Below are 20,337 nucleotides of genomic sequence, written 5' to 3'. Positions count from 1 at the left end.
CCCGGGATGAGCTTTGTTTTAAATACCCTTAAATCATTCATAAAATCAAATCTTTATATTGAACTCATTTAAACTTTTTGGATTTGTAGCAGACATAAGAAATTAAGAGAAGCGTTTAGCTTGTTGCTTTAGTATAGAAAATCGCCAATTTTTAAGCGCAAAAAGTAATAGTAAAAATGGGTCAACGACAATTTATGGGGATTGATTATTTTAGATGCATAAAAAAAGACGATGCATTTAGAATTATTAGCATCTATCCTCCCTCAAGATTTATTACTTCATTTTGATATTGTATTTTTTGAAGAATTAGGAGATATTTCAGTTAAAAAGGATGCTTTTCACATTTATTTAGAAGAGAAGAATATTCTACCAGAGGGTTACTCAAAGGGTAATTATGAGTCCAAAGGTTTTATTAGCAGTAAACAGATTCAAGATTTTCCCATACGCGGTAAAGCAGTTTATCTACATATAAAAACAAGACGATGGCGAGATAAGAAGACTAAAAAGGGAGCGATTAAAAATGATTATTCATTCATTGCAGAAGGTTCTAAATTAACGTCAGAACTTTCTGATTTTTTAAAAGCTACAGGTAGAGGCCCGAGAAGATACGATCAGTAATATAGCGAGTTATTACGGTATTTACCCACGAACTTTACAACGCCATTATAAGAAACAGATAAGTGGGTTTGATAGTTGGAATCAAAAGCCCCATTGTGAAGATTATCTTATTTATCCGAAGAATATAGGAGAGTATTTAAGTCTTGATGAAGTAAGTCTATCTAAAGGTGAACTTTATACCTATTTGACCAACAAGAACGCACGAAGTAAACAAGGAACTTTAGTGGCTTGTGTAAAAGGAATTAAAAGTGATGATATTATTACTGCTATTGAAAGAATACCCTTAGAACAACGCAAACAAGTCAAAGAAGTAACTTTAGATATGGCAAATAATATGAATTTAACAGCTAAGATTTGTTTTCCAAATGCTAAAATTGTTACCGATAGATTTCATGTGGTAAAACTGGTAACAGAAGCTTTACAGCATGTTAGAGTACAGCATCGGTGGAAAGCAATAGAAGATGAAAACAAAGCGATTGAAGCTGCTAAAAAAGCAAGGAAGAAACACAAACCCATAGTGCTATCTAATGGTGATACAAAAAAGCAACTTTTGGCTAGAAGTAGATATATTTTAGCTAAAAAGACAAACGATTGGACACCTAATCAAAAACAAAGAGCAGAATTATTATGTAATCTTTATCCAAACATCCAACAAGCCTATAAACACACTTTAGAATTTAGAAGCATTTATCAAGAAAAATGTAAAGTAAAAGCCAAACAACGATTTGAACATTGGTTTGAGGATACAGAAAAATTGGAATTTAAAAATTTCAATACAGCAATGAACAGTATTAAACATCATTTTAATACCATCTTAAACTTTTTTGACAATAGGAATACAAATGCAAATGCAGAGTCTTTTAATTCAAAAATAAAACTCTTTAGAGCCAATCAAAGAGGCGTAAGAGATACACAATTTTTCCTCTTTAGACTTGAAAAATTATTCGCTTAATACCCATAAAATTTACTTGAGCCATTATATTGCAGCTACTCTTAATATACCTGGTTTTAATAAACCCAGATTAACATATCGAAGAATAGCTCGTTGGCATCAAACAAGCGATACATGGCTCATGCCAATTTCACTTTTCACAAAAAAAGTGTCAGGTACTTACGGATGGTTTAGCTATAGAACAAGTTGGAGCTTGCAAGATTTTGTGGAGAGAAAAAATACTTGGATAAATATACAAAACCATATAAAATAAACTCTTATGAGACCATTTATAGTATTGCTTTTTTTGTTGACGTTTGCCTGTAAAAGCCAGATAGTTCAGGATCCGTGTAATCCTAACCGCCAAGTCATTCTTTCTGAATATGATTATGAAAATTTAAATCAAGAGTGGGTGAAAAAGGATACGATTTTTGTAAAAAAACTTTTAAAAATTCTAACTAACAATCCAAGAAAAATTGAAGAAACTATCATTGATAAATCAGAAAAAAATATCACTAGGAAAAAATCATTTTCTTTTGGAGGGATCATATGGTAGAGGTTACACCGCTCTTTTTTATGAATCTATATATAAAGGAAGGGAGTTGATTAGTTATAAATTGGTATTAAAAAAACAAGATTACCTTTTATTAAAATACCTTAATATAAACATTGAGAAATTTTTCAAGAAAAGTTATGTAGACTCGTATACTTTTTACTATAACTTAAAAGAAGCTTCAAGTTATCAAACTATTAAGAATATAGATTCTGATATTCTTTTTTATATGAGCCCGTATTCAGGCATTCAGTATGGGTGTAGAGGAGGCTTTGGAAATTTAATTTTAGGAAATAGATGTCATTATAAAAAAATAGCATCTAAAATTAATAAAGAAAACCTGTTTGTTTTGTTTACCAGTATAAATCCTGCATCTCAATTAACAGCTATTGAGCATTATTATAAGAATAAAAAAATTTGATTACACTTAATTATGCCACTAATTTAAAAATTCGTATCTTAATATAAAGTTTAGAATTATGAATTTACTACATTTTATTGAACAATTTCCAGATGAGTTTTCCTGTAAATCACATATGAAGTTGGCTCGTTCAAAAGAAGGAGTCATTTGCAAAAAATGTCAATCAAAAAAGCACTATTGGTTAAAGTCTAAATGGATGTGGCAATGTTCTTATTGTGGTTTTAGAACTACTCTACGCAGCGGTACTATGATGGAGAACTCCAATTTACCTATTCGTACTTGGTATCTCGCTATGGCATTTATGACTTTTAGTAAAAAAGGTATTTCTGCTGCCGAATTACAACGTCAGCTCAACCATACACGTTATACCACTATATGGTCTCTTATGCACAGAATACGTTCTGGATATGCAACAAAAAATGGTACAAAAAGTTAAGCTACATTTTTGATTTGATATAATTTTTCAAATTCGATGATATTTTTGTAACCAAGAGCAGAATGTCTTCTGTATCTGTTGTACCAAGTTTCTATGTATTCAAAGACTTTAATTTGAAGACTTTTGTTGGATATAAACTTATTGTCTATCATTAGTTCTGTTTTGATTGTTTTAAAAAAAGATTCAGCTATGCATTATCCCAACAGTTTCCTTTTCTACTCATACTGGGTGTTACATGATAACTTTTAAGGATATTAACAAACGCATGAGATGCGTATTGTACACCTCGATCAGAATGAAAAATCATACCTTCACAAGGCATTCTGTTGTTTACAGCCATTCTCCATGCAGCAATGATAGTTTGTCTTGCTTTGAGTCCATTGCTCAAAGACCAACCAATGACTTTACGATCAAACAGGTCAATAATTACCGTTAAGTACAGCCATCCTTGTGCAGTCTTTAAATAGGTAATATCAGAAACCCATTTCTGTGCAGCAGCGGTAGCTTTAAAATCTCTATCCAATACATTATCAGCTACTGGATATTGATGCTTAGAATCTGTCGTGACAACAAATTTCTTTTTACGAACTGCTTTAATCCCGTGTTTTTTCATCAATCGTGCTACCCTAGACCTAGATACTTTAAACCCTTTAGCTTTGAGTTCCTCTGTAATTCTAGGACTTCCATAAGTAGATTTACTTCGCTCACAGATACGGTGAATCTCAGAGAGTAGCATACGATTTTTTCCATCTCTATCTGATGGAACATAATTCTTACTCCTGTAATAACTGTTTCTACTAATTTTAAAAATTTTACACATCTTCCCAACCGGATATTCTCTACTGTAATCTTTGATAAATTTCAATACTTCCGATCGCTCTTGGAGAAGATGCTCACGGCCTTTTTTAAGATATCCCGCTCCATGGTAACATCCTTGAGCTGTTTACGTAATCGCTCTAACTCTTTCTGATCTTCTGTGAGTTGTTTGACGCCATTACCGCTAAAAGCTAAATCAGGACGCTGTTCTAATTCTCTACGCCATCTGTAAATAAGATCTGCACTGATTCCCAATTCCATGGCAATCTGCTTTGTGTTACCTCGTACATTGCTTAATTCTACTGCTTTAATTTTAAACTCTTTACTGTATTTTCTTCGTTTCATATGGTTAAGTTATTTTAGATAAAATTAGCTTAACTCTTTGTCACTCTAAATGTAGCAAGTCCATTCGGCTATGGGAAAACGAGATAATTTATACGACCTTGAAGATATGATTGAGTTTGATCAAGCTTACTTTACTGTGGCAACAAAAGAATCCGACAGACAAAAGCTTAAAAGAGGAGAGGCAGTCAAAAACAATCTAACGTAGCGGTAATGGCAGAGTCTGTACCTTTAGAAGATTTAAAGACTGGGAAACAATCCAAACAATGTCGTTATTTTAAAATGAAAGTTTTGGATACTCATAAAAAAGAAGAAGTCAACACGCTTATTGATAGTAATTTTGATGATACATGCATTGTTTTTAGCGACAAAAGCACGTCTTATGTAGACATAGGTGATTATGTGGAAGTACACATTACTGAAAAATCAAATAAAGAAACCACTATTACCACACTAAAATCGGTGCATATAGCCATAAGTAATGCAAAACGCACTCTGTTAGGTATTTACCATAAAATTAAAGGAAAATATTTGCAGAATTATCTTGACGAGTTCTGCTATAAACTCAACAGACGCTATTTCGCTGAAAGACTATTTGATAGACTGGTAGTAGCTGTCACTCATCAATACTGGTATAAAAGTGGGTAATCAATTAAAAAATGTTTAGTATAGAAGAACAAAAGGAAATAGATGCAATAGTCAAGAATATTTTTGATGGATTCAGTAAAAGGTATCCGTTTTTATACCATGATATTTATTATTTTGATGATCCAAAGAAAGTTGTTTTAGAAATAGTAAAAGAGAATTGCAATTAAATTTAGACATATTTCAAATCAGGAACTAATTAAAAAGCAAAGTAAGCCATAGTTAGCTAATTGTGGCTTACTTAATCATCAAGAGTTGTTATGCTGATGAAAGAATTAATACAGCTAATAAGATTACAAGGTTTTTGAGAGCAGGTCCTAAGTTAAAATCTATCTTCAGTTTTAAAGGGTTTGAAATTTTTGAACCATTAGAACTGCCTTTAATGATATTAGAATATCATGCTATAAACGATGCACTAACCTGGGATCCAAGTTATAAAGGATTAGGAATTGCCGAGCAATTTAACTATCATCAGTTCGGGCAAAAGACACCTATAACAAGAGCAATTAAATCAAATGCATGGAAAACTTTTTTAAAGGGATTAAAAAGTTTTAATAATCCTGTACCACAATAATTAGAGTTATGTTACCAGATTCAAAAATAAGTAAATCAAAAGTTAAAGAAATCCTTGTTCATGACGGGAAAGGAGTTAATGGCTTTAAAATGATAATAGTTCTGGATAATGATAAAGTAATTTATTTTAATTCTTTGTGGATGCATTATTTTGATGTCAAAGATTTTAAAAAGAAGTATTCATTTAAAAAAATCGAAATCGAAGTAGATTATATAGAAAGAATATATTGTTTTGAAGGAGTAGGGTTTTATATAATTTTTTCCAACGATTATATAGTGAATATATATGAAGAAATTTATGATATTAGAAAGCCTGATTACAAATATGCTCTCGAGATAGTAAGTAATAAAGATAAAGATGCATACAAAGCCGAAATAAAAGATATCTTAGAATTAGGAGAACCGGACGATATAATAGAAGTACCTCCTGAGTTTTGGTAGTATAGTAAAAACACTTTTATCATTTTAATAGATTTACTATTGACAATAAATTAACTAAAAAAAGTAGGCCATAGTTATAAAAAAATAATTGTGGCTTACTTATCATAAGAAGTCATCATTGGTAGGGTTCTATAAGCTGTAGTTTTGCTAATCTGGATTTTATGGCCCTCTGGTTCTTTGGTGTTCTTTTGTCAGTTGTGCTATTGCCCAACCTTTGGCAAATCGTTGTTCTAATAATTGTTGTTCTTGTTGTGTCCAAAGCTTTCCCTTACTTTCTCCCAAAATCCGCAGGAATTTCACCCCATGCTTTGGTTTCCCATTTAAGAATCGGATTGTTATAAGAGTTTGTTTTCAACCATTTTTCAGCACAGTGTATTAATTCCGAAATTTCACTATTTGTAGCATCCAAAACAATATTCGTTCTGCATTTCTTCTTTTTTAGCCAAGACATGGCAGTTTTAGAATCGGAATACACAGGCATTTTATGATATCCTTTACTTTTAAGAAAAGCAATCCCGTGAACCAAAGCCAAAAACTCACCTATATTGTTGGTTCCATTCTTAAAAGGGCCCTTTTTAAAAACCTCCTGCTGATTATGAGTTAAAACCCCTCGATATTCTAACAATCCAGGATTTCCGCTACAGGCAGCATCTACCGCCAGGCTATTTTCAATTGGCAAACCGTGTTTGACGATTTCTTTGGTAGATAAAGAAGGTTTTTTTGTGTTTTTTCCCTTATAGTCTTTATAGCTTTTTTTGAAGGCTTTTTCTGCTGCTGTTTTGTCTGTAAATAATTTATATTGAGCACCCTCGAAACCGTGTACTAATTTTTTGACAACAGCCCAGGAAGAAAAAATACCTGTTTCTTTTCCTTTCCAAACCACATAGTATTTCTTTTTGTCCATATATTTTCTTTTTTCTGATTTGTACTTTAATTAGTTCGCAATTATTTCTTCGATTACGCCCGGAAAATGCTCATGTTCTAATGCCCGGACTTTTTGTGCAATATCTTCGGGAGAATCAGTAGGTGCTATTTGGATTGACGACTGGAAAATAATGTTCCCTTCGTCGTAATGCTCATTAACAAAATGAATGGTAATTCCTGTCTTTTGTTCATTGTTTTCTTTTACGGCTTTATGTACGTGCATTCCATACATTCCTTTTCCTCCGTACTTTGGTAACATAGCAGGATGAATATTGAGAATACGATTTGGAAAAGCAGCAACTATAACGGGAGGGATTTTTAATAAAAATCCGGCTAAAATAATATAGTCAGCTGTTGTTTTGAGGTAGGTAAGCATTTTTCCTGTTATAAAATCTTCTTTAGGATAATAATAGCAGGGCACTCCTAACCGTTTACACCTAGCAAAAACACCCGCTTTTCTGTTATTGGAAAGCACACAGACAACCTGTCCTTTTTTACTATTTTTAAAATAGTTGATAATATTTTCGGCATTACTTCCGGATCCGGAAGCAAAAATAATAAGGTGCGGCATACGTTTTTTTCTTCATTACAGATGACCTTTGCAAAATAGTGATATATTCTGTATTGAAATTGATTTGATTTCAAATTTCTTCCTTTCCGAAAATTTTAAATCCTCAAAACCAATAGGTTATTCCGGTTTAAAATTTTCTTCGGGCATCGAACTTTTTTGCCAAATCAATGCTGCAAAGGTCTCTTACAAAAAAAAAGAATCATCCCGAATTAAACCATTATTAAATCAAATTATTTATTTTAGAACCCATTATTTAGAGCAAAAATTAGGTATAACTAATAAGATTTGTATTTTTGCCTCTGATTAAATTTTAAAACTTAGAAAATTATGTCAGACATTGCATCAAGAGTAAAAGCGATTATCGTTGACAAGCTAGGAGTAGACGATAACGAAGTAACACTGGAAGCAAGCTTCACAAATGATTTGGGAGCGGATTCTTTAGATACTGTTGAGTTAATCATGGAATTCGAAAAAGAATTTGATATTCAGATTCCGGATGATCAGGCAGAAAACATTAGTACTGTTGGTCAGGCTGTAAGCTATATAGAAGAAGCAAAAAATTAATTTTTATGCAATTAAAACGAGTTGTAGTTACTGGACTGGGTGCATTGACACCGATAGGGAACAACATTCAAGAATATTGGAATGGCTTAGTTAACGGAGTTAGCGGAGCTGCCCCTATGACTCATTTTGATGCTACCAAGTCCAAAACTCGTTTTGCATGTGAAGTTAAAAATTTTGAGGTTAGAGATTTTATAGATCGAAAAGACGCTCGCAGGATGGATAAGTTTACGCAATATGCAATGGTGGCTTCTGACGAGGCTATTGCCGATGCAAAGCTAAACTTGGGCACCATAGATAAAATGCGAGTCGGTGTTATTTGGGGAGCAGGTATAGGAGGTTTGGAAACATTTCAGAATGAAATGCTAGACTATGCCGCCGGTGATGGCACTCCAAAATTTAACCCTTTCTTTATCCCTAAAATGATTGCTGATATAGCACCGGGAAATATTTCCATCAAAAATGGATTTATGGGACCTAATTACACCACAGTATCTGCTTGTGCTTCATCGGCAAATGCGATGATAGATGCTTTAAATTATATTCGGTTAGGTCATTGTGATGTCATTGTTACCGGAGGAAGTGAAGCTGCCGTAACCATTGCCGGAATAGGCGGTTTTAATGCGATGCATGCGCTTTCTACCAGAAATGACGACCCACAGACAGCTTCAAGACCATTTGATGCCGAGCGAGATGGTTTTGTTCTGGGTGAAGGAGCAGGAGCAATTATTCTCGAAGAATATGAACATGCAAAAGCCAGAGGAGCTAACATTTACGCAGAAGTTATTGGAGGGGGAATGTCTTCGGACGCATATCATATGACAGCGCCGCACCCTGAAGGAGTGGGTGTTGTTGCAGTGATGAAAAATTGCCTGGAAAATTCCGGAATCAATCCGGAGGATGTAGATCATATCAATACGCATGGTACCTCAACACCTTTGGGAGATGTTGCAGAATTAAAAGCAATTTCGGAGGTTTTCGGAGAACATGCAAAAAATATCAACATCAACTCTACCAAATCCATGACAGGGCATTTATTGGGAGCCGCGGGAACTGTAGAAGCAATTGCATCCATACTTGCTATAAAACATGGAATCATACCTCCGACGATCAATCACTCAAAGGTAGATGAAAATATTAACCCCCAACTAAATCTAACACTCAATAAAGCTCAAAAAAGATCAATAAAAGTGGTCATGAGCAATACGTTTGGCTTTGGGGGCCACAATGCATGCCTAGCCTTCAGAAAACCAGATTAATCCATAATGAAATTTATTCGTAAAATAGCCCTGTCGCCTTCTAAAAAAGGGGATGCATTTTACAATAAAATTACTACTAAATTTCTCTCCAAAAAATATTGAATATTATCAAAAAGCATTCACACACAGATCTTTAAAGGTGTCAGATGCCAAAGGAAATGCATTTAATTATGAAAGATTAGAGTTTTTGGGAGATGCCATGCTTGGCTCCGTAATAGCATCTTATTTATATAAAAAAGTTCCTAATGAGACTGAAGGGTACTTAACTCAAATGCGCTCTAAAATTGTAAGCAGAGAGCATTTAAATGAACTGGGAAAAGATCTGAATCTCATCCAATTTGTGAAAAGCAATATTGCAAAAGAGAAAATCGGGGATAATATTCACGGAAATATTTTCGAAGCCTTAATAGGCGCTATCTATTTAGACAAAGGATATAATTATTGTAAAAAATTTGTTTATGAAAAAGTAATAACCCCTTATGTAGATATTGCAAAACTGGAAGGGAAAATTACCAGCTATAAAGGATTAATGATAGAATGGTGTCAAAAACAAAAGAAGAAATATACCATAGAAACCTACGAAGATACAGGTAATGAAGAGGTCAAGCATTTTAGTGTTAAAATTAGTATTGATCAGGTTTATATAGCCAAAGGAAGATCTACATCAAAAAAGAAAGCAGAAGAGCTGGCTTCTAAAAGAGCTTACTTTGCGCTTCAGAAACAAATCACAAACCCTTAATACCAAAAAGAACACTACAACGTTTTCGTTGTTTTTTGCCCAGAATTACTAAAACAATCAGTAATTTAGCTCAAAAGAGGAATGAAAACAGAAATGAATTTTATAAAATGTTAATGCACTCTTTAATTTTAAAAGATTTTTGTGAAGATATTTATACCTTACTATGTATTCACACCACGTTAGAAGATTACAAGTTAGCCTTTCTATTAAATAAGCAGTTAAAGATACATTTTCATAAGACAAAAAATGATGTAAGTGTTGCTGATAAAAAACAAAATACTTCATTTTCTACCTATCATTATATAGATCGGGAGTATGATTTTGAATGGCATTTAATATCGAATAGCTGCACTCAGGAAACGGTATTAAATAACAACGAACTATTGCAAAGCACAGAAAAGAAAACATACCTGATCAACGAGAAAAAGAATATTGATTTTTTTATCAAAATCACAGGAGAAACGAATCAACCGTTTATTTCCAAAACCGTTGATAAAATAAATACAATTCAAGAAGTAGTAACCTCCTATAGTATTGATATAAACACATTAAAATCCAAGGACTTTTTAACTTTTTAATATGCCTTATCACAATAAGAAAACCAAGATAGTAGCAACACTTGGTCCTGCAACAAATACTAAAGAGATTTTAACCGATTTGGCGGTATCCGGCATAAATGTTTTTAGAATTAATTTTTCTCACGCAGATTATGATGTAGTTAAAACCAGGGTACAGCAGATAAGAGAGATCAATGCGGAAAACGAATTTAATGTGGCAATACTGGCGGATTTACAAGGCCCTAAACTACGTGTCGGTATTATGGAAGAAGGAGTTGTTTTACATGAGGGTGATGAGTTTGTATTCACAACCGAAGAATGTGTAGGGACTAAACAAAAAGTGTTTATGACCTATAAACACTTCCCAAAAGATGTGAAAAAAGGAGAGCAGATCATGGTCGATGATGGTAAATTGCTTTTTGAAGTGCTTGAAACGAATAAAAAAAACAGCGTTAAAACTAAGGTTATTGTAGGAGGCGAATTATCTTCCAAAAAAGGGGTCAACTTACCCAATACAAATATCTCGCTACCTGCATTAACAGATAAAGATAAAAAGGATGCTATTTTTGCATTAGGACTGGAAGTAGACTGGATTGCACTATCGTTTGTAAGAACCCCGGAAGATTTGAGAATGTTACGAGATTTAATCACACAACATTCGGAATACAGAGTTCCGGTTATTGCGAAGATCGAAAAACCCGAAGCCGTTGAAAATATAGATACGCTCATTCCATATTGTGACGGGCTAATGGTTGCCAGAGGAGATTTAGGCGTAGAGATTCCCATGCAGGAAGTTCCGTTAATTCAAAAAGGACTCGTACAACGAGCAAAATTAGCCAGGATTCCCATTATTATTGCTACTCAAATGATGGAAACCATGATTACGAACTCAGTGCCTACCAGAGCAGAAGTAAATGATGTTGCCAACTCTATTATGGACGGAGCAGATGCTGTTATGTTATCCGGTGAAACCTCCGTAGGGAAACATCCGGTACGGGTTATTAAAAAAATGAGTGAGATTATAAAAAGCGTAGAAAACTCAACATTGATTAAGGTACCACATGAGCCTCCACATATCAGAACAAACAGATTTATTACCAAATCCGTATGTTATCATGCTGCTTTAATGGCAGATGATACAAAAGCTTCTGCAATATCCACATTAACAAATAGCGGATATACGGCATTTCAAATATCTGCATGGAGGCCACAAACATATGTCTTGGCTTTTTCTACGAACAAGAGAATATTGGGAAAGCTTAACCTGTTGTGGGGAGTAGAAGCTTTTTACTACGATTCGGACTTAAACACCGATGACACGATAGAAGACATTAATAAAATGGCCAAAGAAAAAGGATTCGTTAAAGCAGGAAATTTAATGATTAACCTAACCGCTATGCCTGCTAAAAGTAGAGGAATGGTAAACACGCTGAGAGTTTCGGAAATTAAGTGATTTAAAACTTCAATGTTTGCATACAAATAATAGCATCATTGGTTACAAAAGGCATAGGCATCATTTCTTTTGTTCGAGGCGTTATATCAAATAAAGAATTGGTTAATAAATCGTTAGAAACTTCTTCCATAATTATTTCAGGAAGCGTGCTTTTTTCAAAAGACATCGCAACTTTAATATGCTTATCAACGCCGGACAAATAATAGGTTAAAAATGTTCCGGGCTCTTGAGCAAAAGACTTTCCGTTATTTACCGCTGCATTATTTACGGACAGAGAGTTGAATCTAAATGTATCATTAATCATAAACACTACTTTGTGTAGCTTTCTTTGCGGATGTACTACAAAGTTTATATACCTGTTATTTTCAATAACCGTATCTTTTGTAATATGAATAGCTGCAGCAGGAATATCTTTATTTTCCGCAGCAGCATAATAGTTAAAAGGAGTATTATACTTGCTTTTGGTATCAGCATCCGGAATTTGTGTTGCATCTGGAGTATTTTCAAAAAACGGTTTGGTATATGCATCTAATGTTTTGTTATAAGATCCCCAGTAAGCAGTATTTGAATCGATGTTTTTTATATATACCAGGCTGTTAGGTTTTTTGTTTTCTTCGGAAAAACCGGTATTGAAACTCGCTTTTATAAATAAGAACAGCATTAAAATAAAGGAAATTTTAGAAAGTCCTTTTCTTGTTTTCTCCGATACTAATACAGGCAATAAAAGCCCGAAAAGGAGACATATAACGACTCCGCTTATAAATACATTTTTAAGACCCAAACCTACGGGAAATGATTTTATCATGGGAACCACGATATAAATTGTAGGGATAGATAAAACAGCAAAAAGAAGGGTATTCTTTTTTTTAGAATTTATAAAAATGAAAATAGCCAAAATAAGGAGCGCAATATATACGGGGATAATCAAAAATGCAGCTCCCTTAAATTCTTCAAGAATCAGGAAGTTCAGGATAAGCCAAAAAGTAACAGGGGCAATGAATAAGTTCATCATATTTCCGGCTGTTATAAATTTTTTATAAATCACATACAACAACCAAATAGTTAAAAAAGAAAACGCAGCAATATAAGTATAGCCGTTATAGGTAAACCCGTGTAATATATCTTCATATTGCGGGTGTATAAAAAGGAAGGCCTTCCATAAGAGCAAAGAAAGGCCACCACATACAATTATTGAAATTGTAAAAGCAGCAAACCCTTTTAAAACTTCTTTTAACTCCAGGCGGTTCAAAAAAAACCCAAAAAACAAGAGTATTGAAAACAAAATAGTTGCAATCATCACTAAAGGGATTACCCGGGAAAAAGGAAAGAGAATTAATTTGAGAAAAGGGAAATTTACATAAACATAGTCTCTATCACTATTCAGGTTACTTAAATCAATATTTGAAAAATAATGTAGGGTGTTCATCAAATAGTCCGCTTGATGTGCCAATGTTTCCCGATCTAATCTTTCATAAGAATCTTGGACGGTATGATAATCAAAATGATCGCCGATAAATGCAAAATTAAAACCATTTATATTACCATCTTCTCTAAAAATAGTTAAATCCGTATCATTCGGTAATTTTTTATAGATACTGTACATTAAAGAGTTCGCCACCGGATAGGTAGGGTTTGCTCTTAAAAATTCACTAATAAGTTTACTGTTTTTACCATTTGTTTCCAGTAACATATAACTTGGCCCACCGCTACCTCTCGCCTCAAAATTCAACACCAACCCAACATCTTTAGACCAGGGATGATGATTTACAAATGCTTTTGCACCAAGCAAATCTAATTCTTCGGCATCGGAAATAAGAATAATGATATCATTTTTAGGTTTCTTATTTGTCAATAAAAAAGCTCTTATCCCTTCCAGTATGACAGCTACTCCCGAACCCGCATCACTTGCCCCTAAAGCCGAATGCGGACTGGAATCATAATGAGAAAGCAACATGAGTGCTTTTTTGTTTTCCGTTCCTTTAATTCGACCTATTATGTTTTGCACAGTTGTGCCTGCTGCCCATTTTTCATTAACTACTGTCTGTGTTTGAACCTCAACAGGGATCTCTAATTTTTTTAATGCTGCCATGATATAATTCCGAACTTTTTCGTGTTCTTCGGTACCTACATAATGTGGTTTTTGTGAAATAGCTTGTACATGAGCGCGCGCATTTTGAATAGAGAACTCGCTTTTAATGGCCACATTCGCAGAATTTGGCATCTGATCTCGAAAGCTCCAATAAGCGGTTAGGGCAATAATAAATACAGCTAATAAAGATGCATATTTTTTCATGATTCTTCTGTTTACGTAAATATAGTAAAAGAACTCGTTTAAATAAAAAACAGCAAAAAATAGGCTCATAAATTAAAAATCAGTAATTTTAAAAAGACATAAAACGACTACTATGGGCATTATTAATTTCCAAGGAAAAAGAAATAAAGCAATGTCAAAAACCCCGGAAAACATTTTAGTTTCTGACTATATGACAACTAAGCTAATTACATTTAAACCCGACCAATCTGTTCAGGAAGTAATAGAAAAACTGGTCAAAAATAGAATCTCAGGCGGGCCCGTTGTAAATGACCAAAATGAATTGATCGGAATCATTTCGGAAGGAGATTGTATCAAGCATATTTCAGAAAGCAAGTACTACAATATGCCTATGGATAATAAGAACACCGTAAAAAACAACATGGTTTCCAGTGTGGAAACCATTGATAAAAATATGAATATTTTTGATGCGGCGGCAAAATTTATGAATTCCAAACGCAGGCGTTTTCCCATTGTAGAAAATGGAAAATTAATTGGACAGATAAGCCAAAAAGATATTTTGAAAGCGGCAGTAAAAATGAAAGGCAATACGTGGAAATAACATTTTTTATTATAGAGCTACCCAGTTAAGTCGCGTTAACTCATTTTCCATTTCATTGGAAGTCTTATGAGTATTGGTCTAGAGTTTAAATGATCAAAATTTTGAAAACTAAACTTACAACTTATTATCAGTTATTTGAGAACTAAATGGGTAGCCCGGTTTTATTATTTAAATATCTTTTTTAATCAATAAAAAAACCTCATTTTCAAGTGCCAAATATCCTTCGTTATATACGTAGAAATAGGTGTTTCCTGTTTTGGTTGTATAAATAGATGTACATAACTGAAAATCGAAACCTTTATCGTATAATCTGGTTCTGGAAACTTTTGTTTTCCCTTTTGTATTTAATTCCGAAAGTATTTTATGATTTTTTCTCAGGCGATTGTTAATATTCCGAATGAGATTTTTACTGTCTTTATTTACCTTATTATTGTATGCGTTACGGCAATAGTCCGAGCAGAACTTTTTATCTACTCTTCCCTTTACAATTTCATCACATTCCAAACATTTTTTTGCTTCCATAGCCTAGGTATTTAAAATTGAAATATAGGCAGCCCACGGACCCACTTCATTTTTATATTGTTTTGCAAGGACTCTTGAAATTTGAGCAATATGACTTAAATCGTGTGTCGCCCAGGTTGCCAGGAGTTCCTTTGCGGTGACCTTTCCAAATTCAGGATGTATCCCGGTTAAAAGCAAATCCTTTTCAGAGAGTTGTAACTTTTGTACGTATTCTAAATTTTTTTGACGTATATTTTTAAATTCACTTAAAAGATCCGATACCGGTATTTCTCTTGAATGTTTGAATTGTGCAAACCGGTTAAAAGGATTAAATAATTTATTGTTATCGTATAAAATTTTCTTCAGCCTCGGGATCCAATCCGTTTTCTCTCCGTGGAGCAGATGTCCGACAATATCATAAGGGCTCCATGTATTTTCTCCTTCATTGGAAAAAACCCATTGTTCCGGTAAATTTTTTAAAAGCGAACCTAATGTTTGAGGGGTTTGCCTCAAAACTTCTAATGTACTATGAATCGTAAAACGTATCACTAAGAAAACAGATATTTGTATGCTAAATATGACAAAGCGATTTTTTATAGCTTATCATTTTACTTATTAAAAGACTAAAGATAGCAAACAAAAACATGATAAGAAAATACTATCTTTGGATTAAAGAAAAATTGATGAACGTACGTATACCCAAAGATGAGAATATAAGAATTGCTAATTCCAGCGATATAGTCAGGATAATGCGAAGGATTCTTTTAAGACAAACCCGGCTTCATAGAAAGAAAGAGTACTTTTGGTCGATAGGTTTAAATACAAATAATGATATAGAGTATATTGAACTACTTGCTATCGGAACTTTGAATAAAAATAATGTTGACCCGGTAGAAGTTTTCAATTTTGCAGTAGCTAAGAAGTGTAAAAAAATAATTCTTTGTCATAATCATCCTTCAGGAAACACAGCATCTAGCATTACTGATTACGAACTGACAAAAGCGATTATGTTAGGAGAAAAGGTTTTAAAAATGGAAATTTTGGATCATATCATCATTTGCGAAGCCAAAACCTATACAAGTATTTTTGAATCCAAAGATTTTGAGATGACTACTTAAAATTTATTTGTCGCTCTTTTCTTAAAATATTATACATAAACAAGCTGTGCTTAACGCTAGAAACAAAATAGTAAAATGATATGAGTTCAAAATTAATTGGAATGAATGATCTTGCTTATCAAGTAAAAATCCATAGGGATCATTTAAGCTTTTCTCAAGATGAATTGGCCAAAAAGATCGGCCCGTCTGTTACTCGATCTAATATTGCACATTTGGAGCAAGGGTTAAGAGTTCCTGAAAAGGATAGATTAAAACTTATTTGTGAGTCAATAAATTTACCAAATGAATTGTGGCACCCTTTTTTAAATGATATTTCAATTTTTAGATTAAATTTTGAAATACAACTCTCTGAATTTACAGGACATAATACAAGTACAAAAGACTTAGATTTTAATATTGAACTCGTTTAAACTTTTTCAATTTGCTAAAAAATTACTGTTTTCTGCTCTGTTCTTGTCTTTTTTTACTTCCGTAGCGCTGTGCTATGCAACTCAAAAAAACCTTCAACAGAACTAAAAACTTCTAATTTTCGCTTAAATCTAAACGAGTTCATTTATTCCTTTTTTTAGAAGATTTTTTTATGTTTTTGTTCGAAGTATCGGACACAGGCATATACCTATCAGGATAATATGCCGCCATCCACAATTTGGCAATATCTATTTTGGTTATAGGCTTTACGTAGTAATTAATGGGTACTCCGATACTGCCGGAACTACACTTATAAATATAATCTTCCATAGCGGTCATCAATGAATTAGTATCAATAATCTTGTTATTACCGGTATCAATTTCAGATAACCCGCTTAATACTCCTTTAATTTTGGATTGCTGTAAAGCAACCGTCTGCCCTCCGGTTCGCGCATTTTTAGCAGCCGAATCTATGGTAGAAAACTCTTCGGAAGTAGCATTTTGTAGCAGTGCCAGTTGCCGCATGGATTTTGCAGGGTCGTCATTTATAAACCCTTTTACAGCCAATTTCACATCATTTGCTTTGATGGAAGGAATCACACCCATAACCGATAATGTACAATGCGACGTAATTTGTTGACTGCTAAGCATGTTTTTTAAATTGGTTGATAAGGTAGAGTTAATCCCCAATCCTCCCGAAACATTGGCCAGCCAACCGTCTACTTTTGCTTGCTCCTGGATAGATGCTGCCATAGATAACATCAGCTCATGCGATTTGGTTTGTGAGGTATTTAAAATGTGTATCATCCCTATAAAAGAGGAGCCATAAGTGGCCCCGGACAGCACATGCAACACATTTTGGTCGGAGGGGAAAATATGCTGATTCGCTATCTGTTTTATTTCCGAAGTACTTTCAGGCAATATTTGGTCATCTGGATACAGCTGATTCCATGCAGTAAATGTTTTGTCTACATCCAATACTAAAGGAGCTAATATGTTTGCGTTTTTATGAGTACAGCTTATAGCCATGACCAATGTCCCCGAAATATCGTGTCGGGAATACTGACTGTGTATTTGTGTTTGAGCTGAGGCTTTGGCTTTGCTTGATGCTTCATACCCTAAATCGCTACCAATACTTTCGCTGATGAATGTACTGACGGTGTTTGCCATACTTTCGGAATTTTGTTTGTTTTTATCAAAAGAAAAATACTGACAATTTAATTTCATGTAGTCCACAGCCAATGGCAGGGATTTAATCTGAGTGTGACTAAAATCTATCGGGCTTTCTATGGGTTTGGATGTGGCTACTGGCATTGTCCGTATCGCCAGTATTTTTTTTTCTGCCTGTATCTTTTTTTGAACATACATGGCTTGGACTTGCTACATTTAGAGTGACAAAGAGTTAAGCTAATTTTATCTAAAATAACTTAACCATATGAAACGAAGAAAATACAGTAAAGAGTTTAAAATTAAAGCAGTAGAATTAAGCAATGTACGAGGTAACACAAAGCAGATTGCCATGGAATTGGGAATCAGTGCAGATCTTATTTACAGATGGCGTAGAGAATTAGAACAGCGTCCTGATTTAGCTTTTAGCGGTAATGGCGTCAACAACTCACAGAAGATCAGAAAGAGTTAGAGCGATTACGTAAACAGCTCAAGGATGTTACCATGGAGCGGGATATCTTAAAAAAGGCCGTGAGCATCTTCTCCAAGAGCGATCGGAAGTATTGAAATTTATCAAAGATTACAGTAGAGAATATCCGGTTGGGAAGATGTGTAAAATTTTTAAAATTAGTAGAAACAGTTATTACAGGAGTAAGAATTATGTTCCATCAGATAGAGATGGAAAAAATCGTATGCTACTCTCTGAGATTCACCGTATCTGTGAGCGAAGTAAATCTACTTATGGAAGTCCTAGAATTACAGAGGAACTCAAAGCTAAAGGGTTTAAAGTATCTAGGTCTAGGGTAGCACGATTGATGAAAAAACACGGGATTAAAGCAGTTCGTAAAAAGAAATTTGTTGTCACGACAGATTCTAAGCATCAATATCCAGTAGCTGATAATGTATTGGATAGAGATTTTAAAGCTACCGCTGCTGCACAGAAATGGGTTTCTGATATTACCTATTTAAAGACTGCACAAGGATGGCTGTACTTAACGGTAATTATTGACCTGTTTGATCGTAAAGTCATTGGTTGGTCTTTGAGCAATGGACTCAAAGCAAGACAAACTATCATTGCTGCATGGAGAATGGCTGTAAACAACAGAATGCCTTGTGAAGGTATGATTTTTCATTCTGATCGAGGTGTACAATACGCATCTCATGCGTTTGTTAATATCCTTAAAAGTTATCATGTAACACCCAGTATGAGTAGAAAAGGAAACTGTTGGGATAATGCAGTAGCTGAATCTTTTTTTAAAACAATCAAAACAGAACTAATGATAGACAATAAGTTTATATCCAACAAAAGTCTTCAAATTAAAGTCTTTGAATACATAGAAACTTGGTACAACAGATACAGAAGACATTCTGCTCTTGGTTACAAAAATATCATCGAATTTGAAAAATTATATCAAATCAAAAATGTAGCTTAACTTTTTGTACCATTTTTTGTTGCATATCCATACTGTTAGAAGTACTGCTATCCATTCCTAAACCTCCGGAAGCATTTTCAAACCACAAATTAGCTTCTAACTGCCCTTGAATAGAGCTTGCCAGAGATGACATTTCCTGACTGGACTGCGTTTTAGAAGACTTTAAAATATGTACCATCCCCACAAAAGAATACCCAAACGTAGCTCCGGATAAAATAGACATAGACTTCTCTTCTTTGGTGTCTGCTTGCCTGGCAATACTCATAATACTGGAAAGACTGTCGGGTTTAATCATATCGCCAGGAAACATTCGATTCCATACTCTGATACCTTTATCCACATCTAAAATAAACGGGGCTAACAAGGTTGCTTCCTTATGCGTACAATTAATGCTGATAACTAATGTTCCTGCAATATCATGTTTAGAATATTGGCTATTTACCTGTGATTGTGCTGAAGATCTGGATTCTGCTTCAACACCTTTCCCTAAATATTGTAGCTCTCCACTTACAAAACTACTAATGGTATTTGCCTGAGAAACAGCATCCTGGCTATTCTTGTCAAAAGAAAAGTATTGACAGTTCATCCTTAAAGAATCTGCTGCCAGCGGCATTTGTTTAATTTGAGTACGATTGTAATTAATCGGACTTTCCAATGATTCGCTTACCATAGGAATTTTGGCCTTTAAAGGCTGAATTTTTTTCTCAGTATTTATTCTTGCTTGCGTATACGTTGTTACGGCATCAGAAATTTGTTTGTCTAAGTTTTTGCGTTCTGTGTACTGAGCTTCTGTGGGGTTAATACCCATGTTAATCATATCCTGTATGGTCATATCCATACTTCTCCTTAAAGAAATTAAGGAATTCATAGCGCTTTCGGCTTCATTTGCCGGAGCTTCTAGTGTTGCAATGTTTACGAGTGCATCTAACTTATTTTTGGTAACAATATTTCCCAGAACAAGTGACGGATCGTATGGAATACTTAATGGCATAATTTT

At 34.0% G+C, this 20,337-nt stretch carries 22 protein-coding genes and 3 pseudogenes; 17 read left to right on the top strand and 8 right to left on the bottom strand.

The window, feature by feature from the left end:
- Positions 1–231 precede the first annotated feature (231 nt).
- The 5 genes from GKR88_01925 (at position 232) to GKR88_01905 (ending at position 2,959) form a co-directional block, all read left to right on the top strand.
- A complete protein-coding gene (locus GKR88_01925; GenBank protein ID QMU63153.1) occupies positions 232–618 on the top strand; it encodes a hypothetical protein in 387 nt (128 codons plus the stop codon).
- Between the two features lie 58 nt (positions 619–676).
- The gene (locus tag GKR88_01920; GenBank protein ID QMU63152.1) at positions 677–1,570 is read left to right on the top strand and encodes a DDE transposase; all 894 of its coding nucleotides are present in this window, start codon (positions 677–679) and stop codon (positions 1,568–1,570) included.
- 259 nt (positions 1,571–1,829) lie between these two features.
- Positions 1,830–2,105: a hypothetical protein gene (locus GKR88_01915; protein ID QMU63151.1), complete on the top strand. Its 276-nt coding sequence runs from the start codon at positions 1,830–1,832 to the stop codon at positions 2,103–2,105.
- A gap of 46 nt (positions 2,106–2,151) precedes the next feature.
- Positions 2,152–2,523, top strand: coding sequence for a hypothetical protein (locus GKR88_01910; protein QMU63150.1), 372 nt, complete (start codon positions 2,152–2,154; stop codon positions 2,521–2,523).
- A 58-nt stretch (positions 2,524–2,581) separates the two neighbouring features.
- Positions 2,582–2,959 carry a hypothetical protein gene (locus GKR88_01905; protein QMU63149.1) on the top strand — a complete coding sequence of 126 codons (378 nt, stop codon included), beginning with the start codon at positions 2,582–2,584 and terminating at the stop codon, positions 2,957–2,959.
- Here GKR88_01905 and GKR88_01900 read toward each other — a convergent pair.
- A pseudogene (locus GKR88_01900) lies at positions 2,956–4,120 on the bottom strand (IS3 family transposase). The gene GKR88_01905 and the pseudogene GKR88_01900 sit on opposite strands and share 4 nt — an antisense overlap.
- 210 nt (positions 4,121–4,330) lie before the next feature.
- On the opposite strand from GKR88_01900, the gene GKR88_01895 reads away from it, so the two are divergent.
- From GKR88_01895 to GKR88_01885, 3 genes are all read left to right on the top strand, one after another.
- Positions 4,331–4,765: an IS1595 family transposase gene (locus GKR88_01895; protein ID QMU63148.1), complete on the top strand. Its 435-nt coding sequence runs from the start codon at positions 4,331–4,333 to the stop codon at positions 4,763–4,765.
- Between the two features lie 229 nt (positions 4,766–4,994).
- Positions 4,995–5,336 carry a hypothetical protein gene (locus GKR88_01890; GenBank protein QMU63147.1) on the top strand — a complete coding sequence of 114 codons (342 nt, stop codon included), beginning with the start codon at positions 4,995–4,997 and terminating at the stop codon, positions 5,334–5,336.
- An 8-nt stretch (positions 5,337–5,344) separates the two neighbouring features.
- Positions 5,345–5,776: a hypothetical protein gene (locus GKR88_01885; GenBank protein QMU63146.1), complete on the top strand. Its 432-nt coding sequence runs from the start codon at positions 5,345–5,347 to the stop codon at positions 5,774–5,776.
- Positions 5,777–6,044: 268 nt separating this feature from the next.
- Here GKR88_01885 and GKR88_01880 read toward each other — a convergent pair whose 3' ends face one another.
- Together GKR88_01880 and GKR88_01875 are read right to left on the bottom strand one after the other, a co-directional pair.
- Positions 6,045–6,680, bottom strand: coding sequence for a reverse transcriptase-like protein (locus GKR88_01880; GenBank protein QMU63145.1), 636 nt, complete (start codon positions 6,678–6,680; stop codon positions 6,045–6,047).
- Between the two features lie 30 nt (positions 6,681–6,710).
- Positions 6,711–7,271, bottom strand: coding sequence for a phosphoribosylglycinamide formyltransferase (locus GKR88_01875; protein QMU63144.1), 561 nt, complete (start codon positions 7,269–7,271; stop codon positions 6,711–6,713).
- 327 nt (positions 7,272–7,598) lie between these two features.
- On the opposite strand from GKR88_01875, the gene GKR88_01870 reads away from it, so the two are divergent.
- From GKR88_01870 to pyk, 5 genes and pseudogenes are all read left to right on the top strand, one after another.
- Entirely contained in the window at positions 7,599–7,835 is a 237-nt protein-coding gene (locus GKR88_01870) for an acyl carrier protein (GenBank protein QMU63143.1), read from the top strand.
- 5 nt (positions 7,836–7,840) lie between these two features.
- Positions 7,841–9,091 (top strand): beta-ketoacyl-ACP synthase II, encoded by a 1,251-nt coding sequence (gene fabF / locus GKR88_01865; protein ID QMU63142.1) that lies wholly within the window; start codon positions 7,841–7,843, stop codon positions 9,089–9,091.
- A gap of 6 nt (positions 9,092–9,097) precedes the next feature.
- Positions 9,098–9,830 (top strand): annotated as a pseudogene (rnc, locus tag GKR88_01860) (ribonuclease III).
- Positions 9,831–9,937: 107 nt separating this feature from the next.
- Entirely contained in the window at positions 9,938–10,408 is a 471-nt protein-coding gene (locus tag GKR88_01855; GenBank protein ID QMU66613.1) for an IPExxxVDY family protein, read from the top strand.
- Position 10,409: 1 nt separating this feature from the next.
- Positions 10,410–11,840 (top strand): pyruvate kinase, encoded by a 1,431-nt coding sequence (pyk, locus tag GKR88_01850; protein ID QMU63141.1) that lies wholly within the window; start codon positions 10,410–10,412, stop codon positions 11,838–11,840.
- Between the two features lies 1 nt (position 11,841).
- Here pyk and GKR88_01845 read toward each other — a convergent pair whose 3' ends face one another.
- Entirely contained in the window at positions 11,842–14,202 is a 2,361-nt protein-coding gene (locus tag GKR88_01845; protein QMU63140.1) for a M28 family peptidase, read from the bottom strand.
- A gap of 43 nt (positions 14,203–14,245) precedes the next feature.
- On the opposite strand from GKR88_01845, the gene GKR88_01840 reads away from it, so the two are divergent.
- Positions 14,246–14,713, top strand: a complete 468-nt coding sequence (locus GKR88_01840) for a CBS domain-containing protein (protein ID QMU63139.1) — start codon at positions 14,246–14,248, stop codon at positions 14,711–14,713.
- Between the two features lie 168 nt (positions 14,714–14,881).
- Here GKR88_01840 and GKR88_01835 read toward each other — a convergent pair whose 3' ends face one another.
- Both GKR88_01835 and GKR88_01830 read right to left on the bottom strand, forming a co-directional pair.
- Positions 14,882–15,235, bottom strand: coding sequence for a hypothetical protein (locus tag GKR88_01835; protein QMU63138.1), 354 nt, complete (start codon positions 15,233–15,235; stop codon positions 14,882–14,884).
- 3 nt (positions 15,236–15,238) lie between these two features.
- Positions 15,239–15,760: a DinB family protein gene (locus GKR88_01830; protein QMU66612.1), complete on the bottom strand. Its 522-nt coding sequence runs from the start codon at positions 15,758–15,760 to the stop codon at positions 15,239–15,241.
- A 98-nt stretch (positions 15,761–15,858) separates the two neighbouring features.
- Here GKR88_01830 and GKR88_01825 point away from each other — a divergent pair, with 98 nt between their 5' ends.
- Both GKR88_01825 and GKR88_01820 read left to right on the top strand, forming a co-directional pair.
- The gene (locus GKR88_01825; protein QMU63137.1) at positions 15,859–16,332 is read left to right on the top strand and encodes a hypothetical protein; all 474 of its coding nucleotides are present in this window, start codon (positions 15,859–15,861) and stop codon (positions 16,330–16,332) included.
- Between the two features lie 80 nt (positions 16,333–16,412).
- Complete coding sequence (locus GKR88_01820; GenBank protein ID QMU63136.1) at positions 16,413–16,742, top strand: helix-turn-helix domain-containing protein; 330 nt, start codon at positions 16,413–16,415, stop codon at positions 16,740–16,742.
- Positions 16,743–16,881: 139 nt separating this feature from the next.
- Here GKR88_01820 and GKR88_01815 read toward each other — a convergent pair whose 3' ends face one another.
- On the bottom strand, positions 16,882–18,108 hold the full coding sequence (locus GKR88_01815; GenBank protein ID QMU63135.1) for a hypothetical protein: 1,227 nt from the start codon (positions 18,106–18,108) through the stop codon (positions 16,882–16,884).
- Positions 18,109–18,175: 67 nt separating this feature from the next.
- On the opposite strand from GKR88_01815, the pseudogene GKR88_01810 reads away from it, so the two are divergent.
- Positions 18,176–19,340, top strand: a pseudogene (locus GKR88_01810) (IS3 family transposase).
- Here the strand turns inward: GKR88_01810 and GKR88_01805 are convergent.
- Positions 19,324–20,331 (bottom strand): hypothetical protein, encoded by a 1,008-nt coding sequence (locus GKR88_01805; protein QMU63134.1) that lies wholly within the window; start codon positions 20,329–20,331, stop codon positions 19,324–19,326. The pseudogene GKR88_01810 and the gene GKR88_01805 overlap by 17 nt on opposite strands.
- Positions 20,332–20,337 lie beyond the last annotated feature (6 nt).

The organism is Flavobacteriaceae bacterium, assembly GCA_014075215.1.
In the GTDB taxonomy this organism is placed as follows: domain Bacteria; phylum Bacteroidota; class Bacteroidia; order Flavobacteriales; family Flavobacteriaceae; genus Polaribacter.
Note: the sequence above shows the minus strand (reverse complement) of the source record. Positions and strands in the feature narration are given on the sequence as shown.